The sequence below is a fragment of the Paenibacillus sp. cl6col genome, from assembly GCF_900102125.1.
GTDB classification, from domain to species: Bacteria; Bacillota; Bacilli; order Paenibacillales; family Paenibacillaceae; genus Paenibacillus_B; species Paenibacillus_B suaedae.
Genome location: NZ_FNAZ01000011.1, coordinates 131,293 through 150,218 on the forward strand (window position 1 = coordinate 131,293; position 18,926 = coordinate 150,218).

Genomic DNA, 18,926 nt, shown 5'->3' on the forward strand with positions numbered 1-18,926 from the left:
GATTAAGCGTCATTTTACTGCACTTTTGTGGGCTTATCTTTATCCCGCATCACTTTCCAAGCAAATTTAGGCAATGCCATCATTCGCATGAAGCGTTTCGGTTCCTTGACTAAGCGATACAGCCATTCAATACGCAGCTTCTGTACCCACATTGGTGCCCGCTTGGCCTTGCCTGAAATAACATCAAAGCTGCCCCCAACACCCATCATAAAGGGAACTTGCAGCTGTTGGCGATATTTTGCAATCCAAGGATCTTGTGTGTCGGCTCCGCGAGCAACGAACAATAAGTCAGGATTCGCCGCACGAACTTGTGCAATAACCTCTTCATCTTCATCACTTTTGAAAAAGCCATCTCGGTATCCGACAATGGAGATGGACGGATACTGTTCTTGTAACCGTTCTGCTGCCGCTTGAACCACCTCTGGAGCTGCACCCAAGAGATACACCTTCCACTTGCGCGGTTCACCCATCTTCAGCAGCTCATGCAGCAGATCGAAGCCCGTTACTCGTTCAACGACAGGATCACCGAACTTATTAGCTGCCCAGACAATGCCTGTTCCATCTGGAACAACCAAGTCCGCCTGCTTCATGACGGCCATATTCTTATCATTCTCCAAGGCGGCCATCACCATGATGGGATTCGCTGTAATCACCTGAATGGAGCGCCCAGCGTCAATATGATCAACAAGAAGCTTTACGGTATCTTCCATATTCAACTTGGAAAAGGGAATGCCGTAAATCGGAACCTTAGGTACATCCTTCATTTCTAACATATCACAAACCACCTTACGCCTTATGACGCAGCCATTGCACAATTTGTTGCGCTGGCTGTTCTGCTTCTTGCTTCAATAAAGTTATTGCTTTTTGATGTTTCTCGCGCCAGCCATCTACATCATCGAGCAAGCAGCACATATGAGATGCAGCACGAGCAGCATCTAGCTTGACTGTTGTGCCAATCGTCTCTTCCTGCAGTCGATGCAGGAATTGGTCGATCTTCGGATCATAAGAGATACCAGCAAGCGGCACCTCTTGGGAGGCCGCATAAATGAGAGAATGCAATCGCATTCCGACTAATACCCGGCATTGACTTACTTCCTGCAGCATGGACTGAGGATGCTCAAGCGGAGCGCATAAGCTCATCACTGTGCCAGCTTCAGAAGCAGCAGCTGATGGGTCGCCGCACAATCCATCTACTTCGGAAACCTCACACTCAAGCTTCTTCATGACATAACGGGATGCCTCTTCATCACTTGCTCCATGGAACGGCAAAAACCGCAAATGGACTTTCCGCATCCGACTAAGCTGAAGCAGCATATCAGCGATCGCATCCATATCGGATCGATCTTGATTCCAGAATCGAAGGGAAACCCCAACATAGGGGCGGCCTGCCGCATCGAACCCTGTCCCATAATCGAGTGCGGGCTGCCCAGGCTTAGATGACGGCAACCGAAGAGCCATTACTGGATCAGGTACAACATGGATCGCATCTTGCCCTACTCCCATTCGCATCAAGAGCTCTGCAGACTCCCGATCACGTACAGACACATAAGCAGCTCGGTTAAATACGTGACGAATGTACGGATAGAAAGACTGGCTGTTTACCGGACCAACTCCTTGCGAATAAATGAACGTCGGCTTACGGAACCACTGTGCCAGTTTCAGCACACCTAAGTAATAAGGAATCGTCTTCGAACTGGTCGCATCCTGCAGCAAGCTTCCGCCGCCGCTAATCAACCCATCGCTGCTGCGAATCGCACCCAGCAAGGCTCCGGGCTTCATTCGATGCACAGCTTCTACCCCATACAACCGAGTCGTTGTCTCTGGATCACCAGACAATACGACAGGCTCGATTGCCATGCCAGCTTCTTCGCCAGCACGTTCCAAGGCGGTCAGTATCGACAACAGAACCGCCTCGTCACCACTATTATTGAATCCGTAATATCCGGATAGTACTATTCTTGTAGCTTTGGACGCCATGCATCCCAACACCTTTCAATGATAGTCCATACGAAAATGCCAATAATTCCGATAACCAGTCCAAGGCCAAGACCAAGGAGTGTGCGAATTGTCGACATGATGATCGGCGTATGGATATGAGCGAACGTATCAACCATAGACAACTGGCCAATAACAGCGATGATGAACGCATACAGAGCTATCCGATAACGGTATGCTGCAAATGCCGCAATCAAGAACAACGGGTGCGCCATCAAGAACTCTTTATTTCGCGGACGAACACCCAACGTATTCTCAAGCAAGGAACGGAATGATTTCTCCAAGGAAGATACGTTTCCAGCGTTCCCCGTACGCGATAGGTAGTACATTCCAACTACGCCCGCGATGCCAGCAGCCACGACCATCAATACCGTAACCGGCATCTTAAGCCAACGATTGGCTTCCTTCACAACAGAATCTCCACGGTAGAGGAAGATATACAATGCGGTAAGGCCAATCGGCAGAAAGTGCAGCAGACTGACTCCACGGAATTGAGTTATTACAAGGCTGTACGTAATGTTGTTAAGCAATGCAATCACGAACGGAATAGCCATCAGCGACAACACCGTCGTGCGCAAGAACAATCCAACCGATTTGCCAAAGCGAGCCTTGAAGCTTGTAACCGGAGGACTCATGTCCACTCTTCGAACAGCGAGCACCATCGCAATTGTTGGCGCACTTATCGCCACCCCAAGGGCAAGCACTTGCTCGAAGAAGGCTGGCTTCAATACGTACATTCCTGCGCTTCCAATCAAGCCCAGAACGAAGGCAGGAAGCATCACAGCCGGCACAAAATAAGAAAGCATCAGCGCGATTAATGCTACGCCGCCAATAACTACGATAATCTTCGCAATTTTCTGCCATGAAGCGTCAAATACCGTAAATGGTTCAGCTGTACCCATTGTAAATCCGTTTTTCTCAATCGATGCAATTGCATCTCCAGGCTCTTTCAGAGTGTGAATCAGATTATCAATGGAAGTCACAATCTCAGACTTCTTCATATCTTTTTTCACACCTGCGTTCAAATAAATCATCCGAATATTGCGATCCTTCGTAGCAAGCGAGAAGCGATCAGCTAATACATCGATTTCATTGAATGACTCCTGATCGTTAATCGAATGAAGTCGAACTACATTATATTTCGTCAAATAAGCAAGCTTGTTCATCCCCTGCTGCGGCTTCTTCAAGCCTTCAATGGCAGCAATACCGATGTTGTGCTTATTTAATAAATCAGCAAAGCCTGTCAAACTTTTTTTCTCTGCATCATCATTAAAACCTTTAACTGCATCGCCATCAAAGAGAATACGCGTTACGCCCAATGAATTGTAGTATTGCAGCAGCTCATCCATTTGCTCTTGATCATATTCCGAGCTATCGGACAAACGCGGCATAATTGTATATCCTTTATCCACAAGCATCTGAATTGTGATTGGATCCTGTGGCATTGACTTCATTACTGCGGATTCAACCGGAGTTTCCAAGATCAATCCATTGTGGCCTTCATACTGCCACGTACGAACCTCTACACCCAAACGAAGGAAAGTCTTCTCAATCATAGGAGAAAGCTTCTGTTCGTTCTCAGATGACGTGAACAAAAGATATGTATAATTTTCATTCTGAGGCGGAAGCTTCTTCTGCAGCGTTGCTGCATCGCTAGAGTTGTAAATCAACAATCTGCGTGCGGACTTCATATCCGACAAATTGCTTTCGAACAACGCCATCGTGTGAACGCCTGCATCTTTTAAGCGTCCCAACTGCTCATCAATAAACTCATTTGGCTTGGGCATCAGCGCAGACATATCGACCAAATTTCGATAATTGAATACAATTTCAACCTTATTCGCCGACTGTTCTGTCTGTACGCGCTGCACTGCTACAGGAATAGCAGCTACCAGTCCGACAATGACCACAAGCCATAGCCACTTTTTCATTTGTCGGTTCCATTTCTCTACCTGTTGAAACACTTGTTTCCCTCCTTAAGCCATTCCGAATACATCATCATGTGGAATATCACAACGCTTCTACTGTGCATCATTCGATGAGTTCCGAGTCCATTCGACACCGATGGCACACAGCTAATGTTCAGCTCCGGTTATCCATAGAATAACCGAACTCTCTGCATTCATTGCAAATGATTCCACCTATGCTGTATTCTACTCGCGATCCGACAATGCGAACATTAATTCACCTTCAGCAACGACCTTATCGCCAACCTTGGCTGTAGCCTGTCCCTTGCCGATCGTCCCCTTCAATCGTGTAATCTCTACTGTAAGTGTAAGCGTATCGCCAGGTACGACTTGTCCACGAAAACGGAAATTGTCGATTCCAGCAAAGAAAGCAAGTTTCCCTTGATTTTGCTCCAATTTCAAAATAGCTACTGCACCAACCTGTGCGAGCGCTTCAACAATGAGAACTCCCGGCATAACCGGATAACCAGGGAAGTGACCTGCAAAATGCGGCTCGTTCATTGTAACATTCTTAATTCCGACGGCACGCTTGCCTTCTTCTACTTCAAGAATACGGTCAACGAGCAGAAAAGGGTACCGGTGTGGAATAATTTCCTGGATTTGCTCAACTGTCAACATAATACAATCTCCTCTCTTCCTCTGTCGTATAAGACGACAGCTATGCGTCAATACTAAGATCATCCTTCATGACTGCAGGCCTGAAGGTTGAGATAAGGGGCTTCCCGCAGCTTCGGCTGTTCGGGGAGCTCTCTTCTTAGAATCAGAATGCGCAACTTCCATGCAAGTCATTCTGTCTTAGCAAGACAAGTAAAGACAAGTAACTTGAAGGTAAAACAAATGACGAATCGTCATCAAGGTAAAAATAAACATTTCCTTCGTTGTCCACAAGAGACATGCCTGCATCATACCCGATGCTCAGCTTCTGCCTCTTCCTTGCGATTGATTCGAATAAACAAGAGCGCATACATAAAGGATGTAAGGAATGAGAATACGATAACCACCCATAAGAGCTCAACTGCATAAGTCCATTGGAAGTAGACGAACAGGATCGCGATATAATAGAAGACTGTCGTCAATTTCCCCATCCAATTCGCAGGCACTGTCTTCTTTCCCTTGAAATGAAATAAAGCGGAACATGCAATCATCCCTGCATCTCGAATCAGCATCGCTACAGCAGCCATCCATGGCATATCTCCAGACCATAGCAAAGAAAACATGACGGTCAACATCATAAGCTTATCTGCCAATGGATCCAACATCATGCCGATATTCGTTACTAAATTATGTTTGCGCGCGATATACCCGTCCAGAATATCGGTCAGTCCAGCGAGCAACCAAACTCCGAATGCGGCGTACCGCTCACCTATGAAGAACAAAGCCACATATACGGGGATGAGAACGAATCGAATCATCGTCAACATATTCGGTAAATTCAACCTCAAAACCCCCAGTTCCCCCCATTTTCATTGTTCCTCCAACTCATTATACATGCCCGAAAACAAAAATGAAACTTTATCAAATCGTATAGCTCCCTATAGCCCTCAAGGGGGGAGCGATGACGGACAAAGTCCTTTCGGCCACCAAACAAGCAAAAAATCCCCACAAAGTGGGGACTCCGTTATCCGAACACAAGTTGGAACAAGTGTGTCCATGTATTTATATTCAGTGCATCTGTAAAAGAGCCCTTACCTAACACGACAAATCCGGCAACCATTCCGCCGAATGTGGCTAGCACGCATAACAGTGGGACAATGGCCAGTCGAAAAATCCACTTCCCTGCCTTCGAACGACGAACCGGCTTCTGCTGAGGTGGCTGAGGTTCTTCCTGCTCCACCTCAGACGCTGGCTTAGCAGCATCCTTACCCTTGCGCAGACGCTGCTTGCGCCGCTCTTCGAATACTGGCTGCTGAGCAGGCTTGCCCACTACCGGCAATTCCTCATGAACGTCGGATTCGGCCTCCGTCTTCGTCTCCACATTCTCTGGTTCCGAGCCGGAATGAGAGCGGTGCAGACGCGCTAACGATATATCCTGTTGCAGCGGCTCGTACTCATAATCGAGCAGCTTCTTGTCTTTCCCTTCTTGGTCACTCATTATCTCACCTGCTTCGTTTACGCGCGAAGGTTATTCGCAAGCCCCCACATCGCGTCTCCGGAAGTCAAGGCCCGAGCGGACATCTGATACGCTCGCTGCGCTTGAATCAAGTCATTCATCTCGTCGATCAGCGATACATTCGATTGCTCAATCATGCCTTGCCGAACGTGAACCGCTTGGTTTTGTGTAAGATCAAGATCCTCCACAATAGCATTGCGGTTCGTATTTGGGGCCATTACGTAATAGTTGTTCTCTGTCTGAATAAGGAGTTCTGGGCTGATCGGCTTTACTACCTTCAGCGTAGCGATCGGATTCGGAACAACCGTCAAGCCGTTCTTCGTCGCGAATACTTGCCCCTTGTCATTAACCTGTATCTCTTGATCCAGTCCAATTCGGATCTCAGCGCCGTCTTTGTCCAGCACCTTATCCCCTTGAGCCGTCACAAGCACCTTTTCCTTCGTATTCGGATCAATCGAGTAATGAAAAGCACCTTCTCGAATCCAAGCAGATTGACCATTGTCCAGTTCGAGCTCGAATAGCGCGTTGCCTTCCAACGCAAAATCCGTGCTCACACCTGTTTGCTTCAATGCCCCTTGCGTGAAGTCTCGACTTAATGCAGTCAAATAAGATCCATAGCCAAGCGTATATCCCATCGGGGTCGCTCTTCCTGGTAGGCGGTAATCCTTATCATGCTGTCTTACATTCGTAAGCACATCAGCGAATGTCGCTGACTTCCGCTTATAACCGTTCGTATTTAAGTTCGCCATATTGTCCGCGACGATATCCAGCTTGCGCTGAATGCCATTCATCGAAGAGGCTGCAGAAATCATAGACTGGTTCATATCGTTCCTCCTATTCTAAGCGCTTAGACGCGCCCTACCTCATTGACCGTCTTTTCCAGCGTCTTATCAAAGAATTGAACGACTTTCTGATTCGCCTCATAGGCACGGAATGCCGTCATCATATCCGTCATCGATTGCGTAGGATCTACATTAGAACGCTCCAAATAACCTTGTTGTACCTGAATTTGCTGTTGATCACCAGCTGTCCACGCGACTGCTGCTGCTTGACCAGCCCCTGTTGCGTCCAGTCGGAAGCGGCCATTCCCCGTCCGAATAAGCTGATTCGGATTGTCGATACGGGAAATGAGCAGATCTGCCCCTCCAATCGCAGCGTTCGTTCGCGCATCATACATCCGGCCTGTCCCATCCAGTTTGATATCATCTATCGACACATTCGCCGGCAATACAATTGGAGCTTGATTCCGGTTCAGCACTAGTGCTCCGTCTGCCGTCGTCAGCTCATGGCGGGCATTCAAGCGAAAATGGCCATCACGCGTAAAACGCAACTCATTGCCTTCCCGAACCGTAAAGAATGCTTCCGGCTTATAAACAATATTGCCTTGCGCATCCCGTCCCTTGCCCGAAGCATCAAAGACCACGCCCGGGACGCCCAAATCCGTCAATAATGCAAAGTCGCCTGATTGATTCGTCTGCATCAGATCGCCTTGGCTGAACAGCATACGGCTCTCTTCCGCGAATACCCCTGTATTCAAGCGGCCAATGGTACGACCTGCCCCTTGATCTCCGCCCTGTAAGGACAGCATCATCTCAGGAAATGAACGCACTGCCCCTGTTACTGACTTGAACCCGGGCGTATTGATATTCGTTATATTATTCGTAACCGTATCATGCCGCCGTTGTTGGGTCATCATGCCCGAGGCAGCTGTATATAAACCTCTAATCATGTCGTTTCCTCCCGATCTGTCAAAGCATATACAATGTATATCGGATTAAACGAATGATTTCTTAACGACCTTGTCCAAATTATCCAGCATGATTCCGGTACCTTTGACGACGCAGTGCATTGGATCCTCTGCAATAAGCACAGGAACCTTCAATTCATCAGCCATCAGCTCGTCCAATCCATCAAGAAGCGCCCCGCCGCCTGTCAAAATGACGCCGCGATCGATAATATCCGCCGACAATTCTGGCGGTGTCCGTTCCAATACCGACTTCGCAGCAGCGACAATCGAAGAAATTGGATCCCACAAAGCTTCTCGAACTTCATCGGATGTGATCGTTACGGTATATGGGAGGCCCGAAACCATGTCACGTCCGCGGATGTCCATTTCCCGTTGTCCACCTTCACGCACCGTCCCGATGTTAATCTTAATATCTTCAGACGTACGCTCTCCGATTAGCAACTTATACTTGGATTTTATATATTTCATGATGGAGCTGTCGAACTTGTCCCCAGCAATTTTAATAGAAGAGGCGGTAACGATGTCTCCCATGGACAATACCGCCACGTCCGTCGTTCCGCCGCCGATGTCAACGACCATGTTGCCGCTCGGTTGGAAGATATCCATACCCGCGCCAATTGCCGCTGCCTTCGGTTCTTCTTCCAGGAAAACATCTTTGGCACCGCTCTTCTCAGCCGCTTCGCGAATTGCCTTCTGTTCTACTGAAGTAATATTTGTCGGCGCGCAAATCAAGATGCGTGGGTGCGAGTACCATTTGCGACCGCCGACTCGTGAAATAAAGTGCTTCAACATTGCTTCCGTAACTTCGAAGTCAGCGATGACTCCGTCTCTAAGCGGGCGGATGGGTACGATATTGCCCGGTGTCCGACCAACCATTCTGTGAGCTTCTTCACCCACGGCGAGGACTCGCTTTGAATCGCTTTCGATTGCTACAACCGAAGGCTCGTTCAAGACGACCCCCTTCCCCTTGACATGGATGAGAACGTTTGCCGTTCCCAAGTCAATTCCAATATCCTTGCTAAGCATAAGTTCGAGAGCCTCCACATTCATTTTTCATGTCTAAATCGAGAAATTACGACCGTTTTCTGCAAAATATTTACTCATCGTTTACCATATCATACTTTCTCTGCTACGTTCAATGACAGATTGGAGGGCAGCTCACATTTTAAAAAGTTATTGGAATGGGGTGGTGGTTCAGGATTTACCCGCCGTCATCACCTCACGTTTTTTTGAAGTCGTCTTCTTATATTTGATCTTCGTTGCTTCTCCACCACGCAAGTGACGAACGGACTTATGGTATTCGAGAATGTGCTTCACCTGATCAGCCAGATCGGGGTTAATTTCAGGTAGCCGTTCGGTCAAATCTTTGTGCACCGTGCTTTTAGACACGCCGAACTCTTTAGCGATAGTACGAACCGTATGCTTCGTTTCGACGATGCAGCGGCCGATTTTGATGGTCCGTTCTTTGATGTAGTCGTGCACGTTCCCGCCTCCCTACTCGGTTTAATTGGTACATTATATGAGTGGGTCGCACACTTATGCGTTGTAACCGAGCCTGACAAGCTTGGCTTAGCCGATATTTTTGCCAAGGCTCTCATCGGACAAGTCGAACAACAAGGCAATCCAAGCAAAGTTAAAACAGGAAAAAAAGCTTAGTCAAGCGGAATTCCGCTTCTTGGTAATCCGTGAATTCGATCATTCATCATTGGAGTGGCGAGAACAAAAAAATATTAGAAAAAGTTCGTTTCAATTCCGCTATTCCTCCTAAAAATAAAAAACGGACGAATGCCCCTAAGACATTCGCCCGATGTTGTTACCATGTTTCACTGAATTAGTTTTTAACCAGAACCGTTGTCGGATTTACTGGCTTATTCTCATTGTACACCTCAAAGTGAACATGAACGCCCAGTTCCTTCTCCAATTCACTGCGACCTGCTGTAGCTAGCGCGTCGCCCTTCTTCACAACATCGCCTTGCTTCACTTTCACATCAGCCAAGCTCTGATATACTGTCTTCATGCCATTGCCATGATCCACTTCGACAACAAATCCATTCGTCGCATGCTGTTCAGCACGTGTTACTTTACCGCTCATTGCAGCTACTACATCAAATGCCTGCTTGTCCTTGCGCGCCAAGTCGATACCTACATTCGGAGTAAAGGTTTGCTTGTACTGTACCATTGCTGCCGCTTGCTCTTCCTTCGAAGCCTTCTCGTCATAGTACGGCATGACGACATCTACATCACCAGAATTCGCCACTGGCCAACCGAGTGTTTCGTTGGTTGCAACTACTTCGACTGCGTCCTCTTTGGTTCCAGCTGTTGTACCTGCAGTTGATTCGCCTTGCTTGATTGTTTGCCCTGCTTGCGTCGCATCCTTGTTTGGGTCGAGCGGTTTGTGATTCAAGTCTTGATAGACCCAGACTAGAGTTAGGATAATTGCTGCTGCGGCCATGTACAAAGCGGGGAATACCCATTTCTTCGACAACAGCTTTCTCCATGAGGATGTGTGAACCGCTTGAGCCCCTTGCATCGATTTGGAGGCTTCAGACGGATTTGCTGTGCTTGTCGTAGATGTATTCATCGTTGTTTTGTTTTTTGAGTTTTGATTTTGGTTTTGTTCACTCATTTGTGATCACCTCAGTAACCATTGTTACCGAGGCTAGTACTTTTATACGTAGAAATGCTAATTTTTAAGATATGAAGCTACCAATGCTTCTGCAAGAAGTCTAGCTCCTTATATAACAAGGGTTTTCCCTGCTTCTCTGCATAATTGATCTGCGTCTTGCTGAACTATCCTTTTAGTTTAGCCGATGCTAACTTCGAAGCTTTGTCCACCTTCACACCTTTATAATAGTACGTTACGATTTGTTCGGCAGTAGCCCCTTCTTTGGCCATTCCTTGCGCACCGTACTGACTCATGCCAACACCATGCCCGAAACCGTACGTAGTAATGACTAGTTTTCCATCCACCATGCTCCAATCGAATGCACTCGATCGCAGCCCTAGCTTCTCTCGAATTTCGCGACCTGTGAACTGTTCTGTACCGACTTGAACTTGACCAACTCTCTTACCGGGGGTACGGGATAAGATCCGGAGCTGATTCCGAATGGCTTGCGCGGATCCGGACTTATTTGATGTCCCGCCACCGGATTGCAGCTTCAATGCTTGCGCGGATACACCTAGTTCTGATAGAAGCGCCTCTACCTTATATGTAGTGCTCTCCGCAAATCGCGGCGCTACCCGTTCATCCCAAGGGCTTGCCACACTTTTCAAGTAAGCGACCGGGTTTCCCCAATAATCCTCGGCATTCTCGGTATATCCATTACTTGTGGAGAAAAATGCAGCCATAATCGGTTTGCCTTCATACGTAATGATCTGATCCTCTGTTTCCTCTACGGCGCGGCTCAGCTTCGCCGCCGCTTCCTTCGGCAGCCGCTCCATCTCTGTGAGCGGCTTATAGGCTTGATGGGCGACGGTATCGGTTACGTCGGCCCCCTCAGGTGCGCCGCTTGTATCCTGCGCCAGCAGGCGGCGCATAATGTACGTGCGGGCGGCCATCGCCTGCGCCTTGAGCGCTTCGAGCTCGAAGCTGCTCGGCATCTCTGCTGCGAGGACGCCGCGCACGTACTGCTCCAGCGTGACGCTCTCAACTTGGCGCGTGCCGCTCAGATACACGCGCACCGTGGGCTGCGCCGCCGCTGTGCTGGGCAGCGGCGACACCTTCGGCGCCTGCGGCGCCGCGCGCTCGCTACGAGCGCTCGTGCTTACCCCCTGCTGGTGCTCTTGCACCAGCAGGAGCGGCACGAGCAGCGCGAGCGCAATAAGCGCGCCAGCCCATAGGGCGGTGCGCGCTAGCAGCGGCAGGGGGCGTCTTCGCAGGCCCCAGCGGCCCCTGCCGCCAAGGCGCAGGCGCGGCTTCAGCCAGCGTGCGAGCCGCCGCGCCTGCGCAGATAACATCGGTTGCGTTGCCATTGGTCTCACTCCTCTTTCTATTTTAACGATTCCTCTCACTTTCTTATCTAGCATTTCACGAAAAGAACAGAATCAATCCTCCTCTTTCTCTACCCTATGCTTTTTTAAGAGAAGACAGAACCACATACCCTCGTATCCCTTCCTGATTACGTGTAGAAGGTTTCTAGGTTCGATACGGATAACTACCAGCAACTCGTCATCTACACATGCGAATACATTCGAAAAATCGTATACGTACCAGGAAATCTTCATACAAAACAGCACATACTCAAAACATCTGCACCTAAAATCATATACACGCAAAAAAGCCGCCTCTTCACGAGGCGGCTTTATATCTAGCCGGTACACCTTTTCTATCGATGCAATTGTCTATATGATCCGGGTGGAAGCTCCTTCTCCAGCTTTAGCTCACGATAGGCTTACGCCCAAGTTGGCTGTGCTCGAAAAGTCCCTTCTTCCTTCTCTTCTTTCACGCCTTGTGGCTCTTCATTCATCTTAACGCGGTAGATATCTGCTCCGAGCGATGACAGCTTCTCTGCTAAGTGCACATAACCACGATCAATATGATGAACGCCTCCGACTTCTGTTGTGCCTTCCGCAATCAACCCTGCACAGATCAATGCAGCTCCAGCACGCAAGTCAGTTGCCGTTACCTTAGCACCTCTTAGCTTAGCCGGGCCTGTTACGACAGAAGTACGGCCTTCAACCTTGATGTTTGCATTCATCAGGTTGAATTCATCCACATGCATGAAGCGGTTTTCGAATACCGTTTCGGTTACTACAGATGTGCCTTCTGCTGCAAGCAGCAATGCCATCATTTGCGACTGCATGTCTGTCGGGAATCCAGGGTATGGAAGCGTCTTTACGTCGACAGCCTTCAACGGCTGTTCCGCACGGACGCGGATACCATTCTCATCCGGATCAATCGTAATGCCCATCTCTTCCATCTTAGCAATAACAGGACCAAGATGATCTGCAATCGCACCTTCCACATACACATCTCCGCCTGTCATCGCTGCAGCAACCATATAAGTTCCTGCTTCGACGCGGTCAGGGATAACCGTATGCTCAGCACCATGCAGATGATCCACACCTTCAATGCGGATAACGCCTGTTCCTGCACCGCGAACGACTGCGCCCATCTTGTTCAGATAGTTCGCCAAGTCGACGATTTCCGGCTCACGAGCAGCATTTTCAATAATTGTTGTACCTTCGGCCAATGTAGCGGCCATCATAATATTTTCCGTCGCACCGACACTCGCATAGTCCAAGTAAATCTTGGTACCCTTCAGTCGGCCGTTCACTTTCGCTTCAATATATCCTTGTCCAAGACCGATAACCGCACCCATAGCTTCAAAGCCTTTCAAATGCTGATCAATCGGACGACTCCCAATAGCGCATCCACCAGGCAGAGAAATACGCGCCTGTCCTGCGCGAGCCAACAATGGGCCCATGACGAGGAATGATGCTCGCATCTTACGTACCAACTCATATGGGGCTTCAAAAGAATGAAGGTTCTCCGCATTCACACGAATGGTTTCGTCGGCATATGTAAGGCTTGCACCTAATTTTTCTAGTACATTGTGTATCGTTTTCACATCGTCAAGTGGAGGTGCATCGCAAATTACGCTAACGCCTTTTTCTCCCAGTAACGAAGCAGCGATGATCGGAAGTACAGAGTTCTTCGCGCCACTAACACGCACAGTACCCGTCAATCGGTTGCCTCCGCGGACGATAAATTTACTCATCATGTTTCCCTCCGCGCTTTATTTCGCCCCATTATCCGTATATCTGTAAAAAATGGTACGTTCTTTTGATTTCCAAATTACATCATACCACTGCTTTACAGCTATGGACAAGCGATATTTTTCGACAGACCCTTCCACATTTTCCTTGGGGCTATCATCCAGTGTTGACATCTTCATTCGATGTTATTCGACAAGTCCTTGAACCCTTGCCGAACGGGGTTTAATCAAGAGGAAATTACGGTATTAACCCCGTCGGTGTACCGCCGTCCAATTCCTCTTAACCATTATTGATGGTTTCAAAACAGAAAACGCAGTGATTGTGTCCAGCTCCAATAATCGACAAAAAACTGTGCCACTGCCCGGCCAACCAAAATGGCTAAAATCAAATGAACCATTTTGCCTTGTGGGCCCTGCGGATGCCGAATGAACAAATCGATCTTTACATTTTGCAGTGCCCACCACGCGAGTGCAATGCACATCAGTGTAATGATCATTTGAATCGCGCCACTCCAGCCTACAGACGAGGTGACCTGTGTCCATGTTTCATTTCCGCCCACTTAGACTCCTCCTTACGATTTCCTATCCAAGGCAACGAGGAGCATCGCTGCGAACTCAGCCCGAGTCGCATCGCGATCCGGCTCGAACGTATTGCCTTCATAACCATGCACGTACCCTTGTCGCTTCATCTCAGCCAGCATAGGGGCTGCCCAATGGACAGCAGGAACATCCGCAAACGGCCCCGTGCTTATCGCTCCAGCCTTTAGATGAAGTGCATTGCCGATCATTACCGCCATCTGCGAACGCTTCACCTTCTGGTTGGGCGCGAAGCGCTGGCCACCAACACCCCCCGCAATACCGGCATTGGCAACTCGTGATACCGCAGAATACGCCCAATGCTTCGAAGTGACATCCTTGAATGAAGTTGTCTGCTTTCCCTTCGCATTCAACTTAAACGCATTGGCGAGAATGGACGCAGCCTCTGCACGAGTGATCGGCCGATCCGGGCCAAATTCCGCTTCAGGATAACCGTTAATCCAGCCTGACTTGACTGCTCGGACGATTGAATCCTTAGCCCAATGCCCCCCTATGTCTCGGAACCCAGCCACAAGTGGATCTGCCTGCACAGATAAGGAATAGAACTGTGTATCGAACTTATCGCTTGTCGTGAGTCGAACGTAGTACGTGCCCGGCTCCAGCTCAGTGCCCAATTCTACAGCGGATTCACCCAACCGGTTGCGTGCTGAAGCAAGCACCTTCTGCTCTCTCGACAGAACGGACATCGTCACCACACGATTCGAAGGCACATTGCCTATCCGAAAGTGCCCATATGCCTGCTCCTTCACTTTCCATTGGAACCAATCCACATCATTATCCTCATGAAAGACACCTTTATATTCCGTTCCTTCACTCATTGTTATCGCTTCGTATACTTTATCATTCGGCTCATTCGGATCCGTGAACTGAGTCAGGTATTCAATATGCAGCTTATACTCTCCCGCCACTGCTTCAGGACGAGCTGTTACTGCATTCTGCACCAATATATAATACTTGCCCGCGGGCAAGTCAGGCAGAACTACCGATTCAGCTTGGCCTTCCTTCTGTTCATCCACCCATCGCGTTTCCATCTGTGAACCACGAATCTCTATCGCAGGGTCAATACGCACGGTGTCTGTGTCTAGTTTCAACCGAAGTGTCGCCTTGGTCGGCAGTTGAATCGTATACCAATCCAAGTCGGAAGCATGACTGAATGTCCCTACAATATCCTGCGTCCGTGCAGGCAGGGCATATGCTTGAAACTGCTTGTCATTCGGTTCGAACGGATCCTCATAAATGAGAAAGCGTGACGACAGTTTGTAAGATATGGCTGCGCCAGCTTCTTCCGCATAGAATCGAAACACATTCTTCCCTTTTTTAACTGGAACGGTGAGCGGCTTGCTAATAGGGTGACTATATGCGGTACCCGAACGACTATCTGCTAAGAAATGTGTGATTCCGACTTTGCTAGTTCCTTGAATTCGCTGCACGTTCAACTCTAGTGTTCCATCGTAGGGTGCATCTACGACGAACCAGTTATTTTTCTTCTTCCCGTTCAATTCTGCTGCTAAGGAAGTGTCAATCGGGAACACCCTTGCCTTATCACGAGTTGTATTCGTCCCAAATGGATCCTTCTCTACCGGATTCAAGAGCGCTTGATCGGCACGCAGCATCCCGTATCCGCTAAGCTGGTCCCAGCCTTGGGCTTCGATATCTTTCGCCGTCTTCCGTAAATGCTGACGAATTTGATATGGCTTCAGTTCAGGATATTGGCTCCACAGCAATGCCGCCACTCCAGCTACTTGGGGAGCCGCCATCGAGGTGCCTTCCTCAGCAGCATAGCCACCACCTAATGCTGTAGTAAATACATGCCACGGTGCAACGAGATCCACTTCTGGCCCCGTATTCGAACGCGGCTCTACCCGCTGCTGTCTTGTGTTTCCACCGATGGCGAGCACCGTAGGATAAGCAGCTGGATATTTGACCGCGATTTTCTCTCCGTAGCGTTTGCCATCATTTCCAGTAGCTGCAATGAGTAGAACGCCTTTCTGCTCGGCGTAATTCACAATCTCTTCCATGTACTTTGAATATCGGTACAGTCCAACCGACATGACAACGATTTTGGCACCGTGATCGACAGCGTATAGAATGCCCGCACCTAATTTATCCTCATCGCCATAGCCTCTAGCGTCAAGTGCCTTAATAGGCATGATCTTGGCTGACCATAGAATTCCGGTTGTCCCCTTGTTATTATTGCCTACTGCTGCGATGACGCCGGCAACGCTAGTACCATGACCGTTATCATCTTGTGGGATACCTGTATCTAGCAGGTTAACCCCCTTCACGATATTCGGCTTCAAATCGGGATGGTTAAAGTCAACCCCCGTATCAACCAGCGCAATTGTAGTAGACAAATTGCTCCTTGTCTTCGTCCACGCCGCTTCAATTCCGATTTGCTGCAAATAGTGCTGCTGCCCGTATAAAGTATCATTCGGCTTTATCACCGATTGCAGCGTGCGAACCGTATGATTCGGCTGGATGTATTCGATATCGTCCGAGCGCTTGGCATCGCGAAGCCAATCTTCCGACTTCTCTTCCTCCTTAGGTCGAACAACCATAATTCCTACTGATTCCTGTTCTGATTCTACTATACTTCGACGCAATAATACGTCATCCTGTGCCCCTTGTTTCCACTTAATAATCCATGAGGTTGAGGTTGCTTCCTCCTCATGGTTCTCAACCCTGACAAGACTCGCAGATGGCGGTAGCTGCTCATTCGTCCAGCTTCGCTGCGTCGCCTCCTCCAACCTTACCTCGTATATCGGCGAGATCGCTTGGCGCATGCCTGACGCTTCTATTAGCAGCATGCTTGATAAAACAATGATGGTGCCAGTCACGACGACGCGAGGCAATCGTTTCATAATGAATCCCTTCCTATTCTTGTTCCGAAGGCCTGTGCTAGAGGGTGTTATAACATGATTCCACGAGAAGATGACCAAATTCGTCATCGAATCCAATTCTTCCGACCTCTACCTTGCTCTTTATTCACGTCAATGAATGGTAAAGACAAGCAACTAACGTTTCTCCCATCCATTCAATCACAATATACCTTTACACGTTAAACGTTATAAAGTTTCGCCATGGAGACATGCTTTCCTGTTCGTATTGATCAATTTGAGTCCTGAGTCCTACATTTACAAAAAAAGAATCGAGGTCTCTCGTGAGAGACCTCGATTCTCCGCTAGCACATACTAGCCTGTACGTCATTCCATGCACCAACTAACCTGTGTTCCGATTACATGCGGATCAGCAAATCTACTCCAATAGAGAACACATGTTGAATGACCTTCACGACGAAGCCAGGGAACACACCGAGCAGCAGTACAATCAATACGCATAAGGCGATGACTGCTCGTTGAGTAATCGATATACGAACTTCATCCTCATTGCCAGCACGCATATACATCTGGCGTATGAAGCCGAAGTAGAAGTAGAAGGAGATTACGCCTGTTACCATCATGAGCACAGAGAGCCATACCGCATGGCTGGCAGCTGCTCCAAAAATGATGTACAGCTTACCCATGAATCCGGCTGTAACTGGGATTCCTGCAAGTGACAGCACAAGTACGGTCATCGCTACAGCTAGCCATGGGGAACGATAATACAGGCCGGCATAACCCTTCATTTCATCATGGCCTGCAGCGCGCTCCATAACTGTATGGACGGCAAACGCACCGATCGTCGTAAATAAATAGGCCAACAAGTAGAATAGGAACTCCGAGAAGTTCGATGAATGCCACGATCCATCCAACATATCGAGCCCAATCGGCACAAGCAGGTAACCTGCATTCGCAATACCAGACAAGGCTAGGAGCCGCTTGACATTCGACTGCTTGAGCGCCATTGTTGTCCCGATCACCATAGACACCGCTGCTAGCACGAGAAGAATCGTTGCGAAGTCGTGATAGATGAGCATATCCCTATTGACACCCAGACCAAAATACAGACTATAGAATATGCGGAACAAAATTGCCAAGCTCGCACCTTTGGATACAACTGCCAAGAAGGCAGCGACAGGTGTTGGCGCACCCGCATATACATCAGGTGACCAGGCATGGAATGGTGCTGCTGCAACCTTAAAACCGAAGCCCACCAGCATGAGTAAAAAGCTGACATAGATGAGCGGTTCGAAGGAATGAACTTGATCCGCCAAGCCTCTTGCAATCGCACCAAGCTGCGTACTTCCTGTCATGCCGTATACAAAGGACATCCCGTATAAAATAAATGCAGACGCTACACTTCCCAGTACCGCGTATTTGAATGCACCTTCTGATGACTTCCGGTCATTCTTCTTCAACCCAACGAGAATGTAGGAAGTAATGCTCAACAATTCCAGACCAACATAAAGCGTAATTAGATCTCCTGATGAAGCCATGATCATCGCGCCAAGTGCAGCTGGAAGCAGCAAGTAATAATATTCGCCGCGATGCGGAATCTCCTTATCTCTTATATTGCCGATACTCATTAGCAGTATGAGTGCCGTACCGGTAAGAAATACAATTTTGAGCAGCAGGGCAAAATCATCAACGCGATAGCTTTGATTGAGCAGCTGCATAGATCGAGCCGCTTCCTCGTTAAGTAATGTTCGTTGATACAACTTCCATACGACGAAGCCAAGCGAAATTAGAACGCCCAGCAGGGACAGCCCCCCGATAATATCCCGGTTCACACGACGGGGCAGCGCCAAATCAATGAGCGAGATCACAATCGCTGCAATAACAAGCGTCAGCTCAGGTGCCAGCAGTGCGAGATCGCCCAATTGCAGCAGTTTAACTGTAGTCGCTTCCATGGGC

General features: G+C 48.6%; 16 protein-coding genes. All 16 read right to left on the reverse strand.

All coding sequences use genetic code 11. The features are described from left to right. Window positions 1-14 precede the first annotated feature (14 nt). The 16 genes from BLS15_RS24040 to BLS15_RS24120 all read right to left on the reverse strand — a co-directional run bounded on the left by BLS15_RS24040 (window position 15) and on the right by BLS15_RS24120 (window position 18,922). Window positions 15-773 carry a WecB/TagA/CpsF family glycosyltransferase gene (locus BLS15_RS24040; RefSeq protein ID WP_090514141.1) on the reverse strand — a complete coding sequence of 253 codons (759 nt, stop codon included), beginning with the start codon at window positions 771-773 and terminating at the stop codon, window positions 15-17. Window positions 774-786: 13 nt separating this feature from the next. Then, window positions 787-1,977, reverse strand: a complete 1,191-nt coding sequence (gene csaB / locus BLS15_RS24045; protein ID WP_090514144.1) for a polysaccharide pyruvyl transferase CsaB — start codon at window positions 1,975-1,977, stop codon at window positions 787-789. Further along, window positions 1,953-3,959 carry a DUF5693 family protein gene (locus tag BLS15_RS24050; RefSeq protein ID WP_021257146.1) on the reverse strand — a complete coding sequence of 669 codons (2,007 nt, stop codon included), beginning with the start codon at window positions 3,957-3,959 and terminating at the stop codon, window positions 1,953-1,955. Before BLS15_RS24050 ends, csaB begins: the two co-directional genes overlap by 25 nt. 189 nt (window positions 3,960-4,148) lie before the next feature. Beyond that, entirely contained in the window at window positions 4,149-4,580 is a 432-nt protein-coding gene (fabZ, locus tag BLS15_RS24055; RefSeq protein WP_021257147.1) for a 3-hydroxyacyl-ACP dehydratase FabZ, read from the reverse strand. A 284-nt stretch (window positions 4,581-4,864) separates the two neighbouring features. Continuing rightward, window positions 4,865-5,398 (reverse strand): CDP-alcohol phosphatidyltransferase family protein, encoded by a 534-nt coding sequence (locus BLS15_RS24060; protein ID WP_021257148.1) that lies wholly within the window; start codon window positions 5,396-5,398, stop codon window positions 4,865-4,867. Between the two features lie 182 nt (window positions 5,399-5,580). Continuing rightward, window positions 5,581-6,054: a DNA-directed RNA polymerase subunit beta gene (locus BLS15_RS24065; protein ID WP_021257149.1), complete on the reverse strand. Its 474-nt coding sequence runs from the start codon at window positions 6,052-6,054 to the stop codon at window positions 5,581-5,583. Window positions 6,055-6,071: 17 nt separating this feature from the next. Continuing rightward, window positions 6,072-6,896, reverse strand: coding sequence for a flagellar hook-basal body protein (locus tag BLS15_RS24070; protein WP_090514148.1), 825 nt, complete (start codon window positions 6,894-6,896; stop codon window positions 6,072-6,074). A gap of 23 nt (window positions 6,897-6,919) precedes the next feature. After that, entirely contained in the window at window positions 6,920-7,801 is an 882-nt protein-coding gene (locus BLS15_RS24075; protein WP_021257151.1) for a flagellar hook-basal body protein, read from the reverse strand. Between the two features lie 45 nt (window positions 7,802-7,846). Then, window positions 7,847-8,845 carry a rod shape-determining protein gene (locus BLS15_RS24080; protein WP_021257152.1) on the reverse strand — a complete coding sequence of 333 codons (999 nt, stop codon included), beginning with the start codon at window positions 8,843-8,845 and terminating at the stop codon, window positions 7,847-7,849. Window positions 8,846-9,013: 168 nt separating this feature from the next. Further along, window positions 9,014-9,301, reverse strand: a complete 288-nt coding sequence (spoIIID, locus tag BLS15_RS24085; protein ID WP_021257153.1) for a sporulation transcriptional regulator SpoIIID — start codon at window positions 9,299-9,301, stop codon at window positions 9,014-9,016. Between the two features lie 349 nt (window positions 9,302-9,650). Further along, a complete protein-coding gene (locus BLS15_RS24090) occupies window positions 9,651-10,400 on the reverse strand; it encodes a M23 family metallopeptidase (protein ID WP_090514209.1) in 750 nt (249 codons plus the stop codon). Window positions 10,401-10,609: 209 nt separating this feature from the next. Continuing rightward, on the reverse strand, window positions 10,610-11,791 hold the full coding sequence (gene spoIID / locus BLS15_RS24095) for a stage II sporulation protein D (protein ID WP_090514151.1): 1,182 nt from the start codon (window positions 11,789-11,791) through the stop codon (window positions 10,610-10,612). 419 nt (window positions 11,792-12,210) lie between these two features. Further along, complete coding sequence (gene murA / locus BLS15_RS24105; protein WP_021257158.1) at window positions 12,211-13,539, reverse strand: UDP-N-acetylglucosamine 1-carboxyvinyltransferase; 1,329 nt, start codon at window positions 13,537-13,539, stop codon at window positions 12,211-12,213. Between the two features lie 296 nt (window positions 13,540-13,835). Continuing rightward, window positions 13,836-14,096: a DUF1146 family protein gene (locus BLS15_RS24110; RefSeq protein WP_254659788.1), complete on the reverse strand. Its 261-nt coding sequence runs from the start codon at window positions 14,094-14,096 to the stop codon at window positions 13,836-13,838. Between the two features lie 12 nt (window positions 14,097-14,108). Further along, a complete protein-coding gene (locus BLS15_RS24115; protein ID WP_090514161.1) occupies window positions 14,109-16,994 on the reverse strand; it encodes a S8 family serine peptidase in 2,886 nt (961 codons plus the stop codon). Window positions 16,995-17,368: 374 nt separating this feature from the next. Then, window positions 17,369-18,922, reverse strand: coding sequence for an NADH-quinone oxidoreductase subunit N (locus tag BLS15_RS24120; RefSeq protein WP_090514164.1), 1,554 nt, complete (start codon window positions 18,920-18,922; stop codon window positions 17,369-17,371). Window positions 18,923-18,926 lie beyond the last annotated feature (4 nt).

Coding starts and splice junctions, on each gene's coding strand:
- BLS15_RS24120 (WP_090514164.1), bottom strand. CDS start 18,922: ATGGAAGCGACTACAGTTAAACTGCTGCAATTGGGCGATCTCGCACTG.
- BLS15_RS24070 (WP_090514148.1), bottom strand. CDS start 6,896: ATGAACCAGTCTATGATTTCTGCAGCCTCTTCGATGAATGGCATTCAG.
- murA (WP_021257158.1), bottom strand. CDS start 13,539: ATGAGTAAATTTATCGTCCGCGGAGGCAACCGATTGACGGGTACTGTG.
- fabZ (WP_021257147.1), bottom strand. CDS start 4,580: ATGTTGACAGTTGAGCAAATCCAGGAAATTATTCCACACCGGTACCCT.
- BLS15_RS24090 (WP_090514209.1), bottom strand. CDS start 10,400: ATGAATACATCTACGACAAGCACAGCAAATCCGTCTGAAGCCTCCAAA.
- BLS15_RS24040 (WP_090514141.1), bottom strand. CDS start 773: ATGTTAGAAATGAAGGATGTACCTAAGGTTCCGATTTACGGCATTCCC.
- csaB (WP_090514144.1), bottom strand. CDS start 1,977: ATGGCGTCCAAAGCTACAAGAATAGTACTATCCGGATATTACGGATTC.
- BLS15_RS24075 (WP_021257151.1), bottom strand. CDS start 7,801: ATGATTAGAGGTTTATATACAGCTGCCTCGGGCATGATGACCCAACAA.
- BLS15_RS24065 (WP_021257149.1), bottom strand. CDS start 6,054: ATGAGTGACCAAGAAGGGAAAGACAAGAAGCTGCTCGATTATGAGTAC.
- spoIID (WP_090514151.1), bottom strand. CDS start 11,791: ATGGCAACGCAACCGATGTTATCTGCGCAGGCGCGGCGGCTCGCACGC.
- BLS15_RS24115 (WP_090514161.1), bottom strand. CDS start 16,994: ATGAAACGATTGCCTCGCGTCGTCGTGACTGGCACCATCATTGTTTTA.
- BLS15_RS24080 (WP_021257152.1), bottom strand. CDS start 8,845: ATGCTTAGCAAGGATATTGGAATTGACTTGGGAACGGCAAACGTTCTC.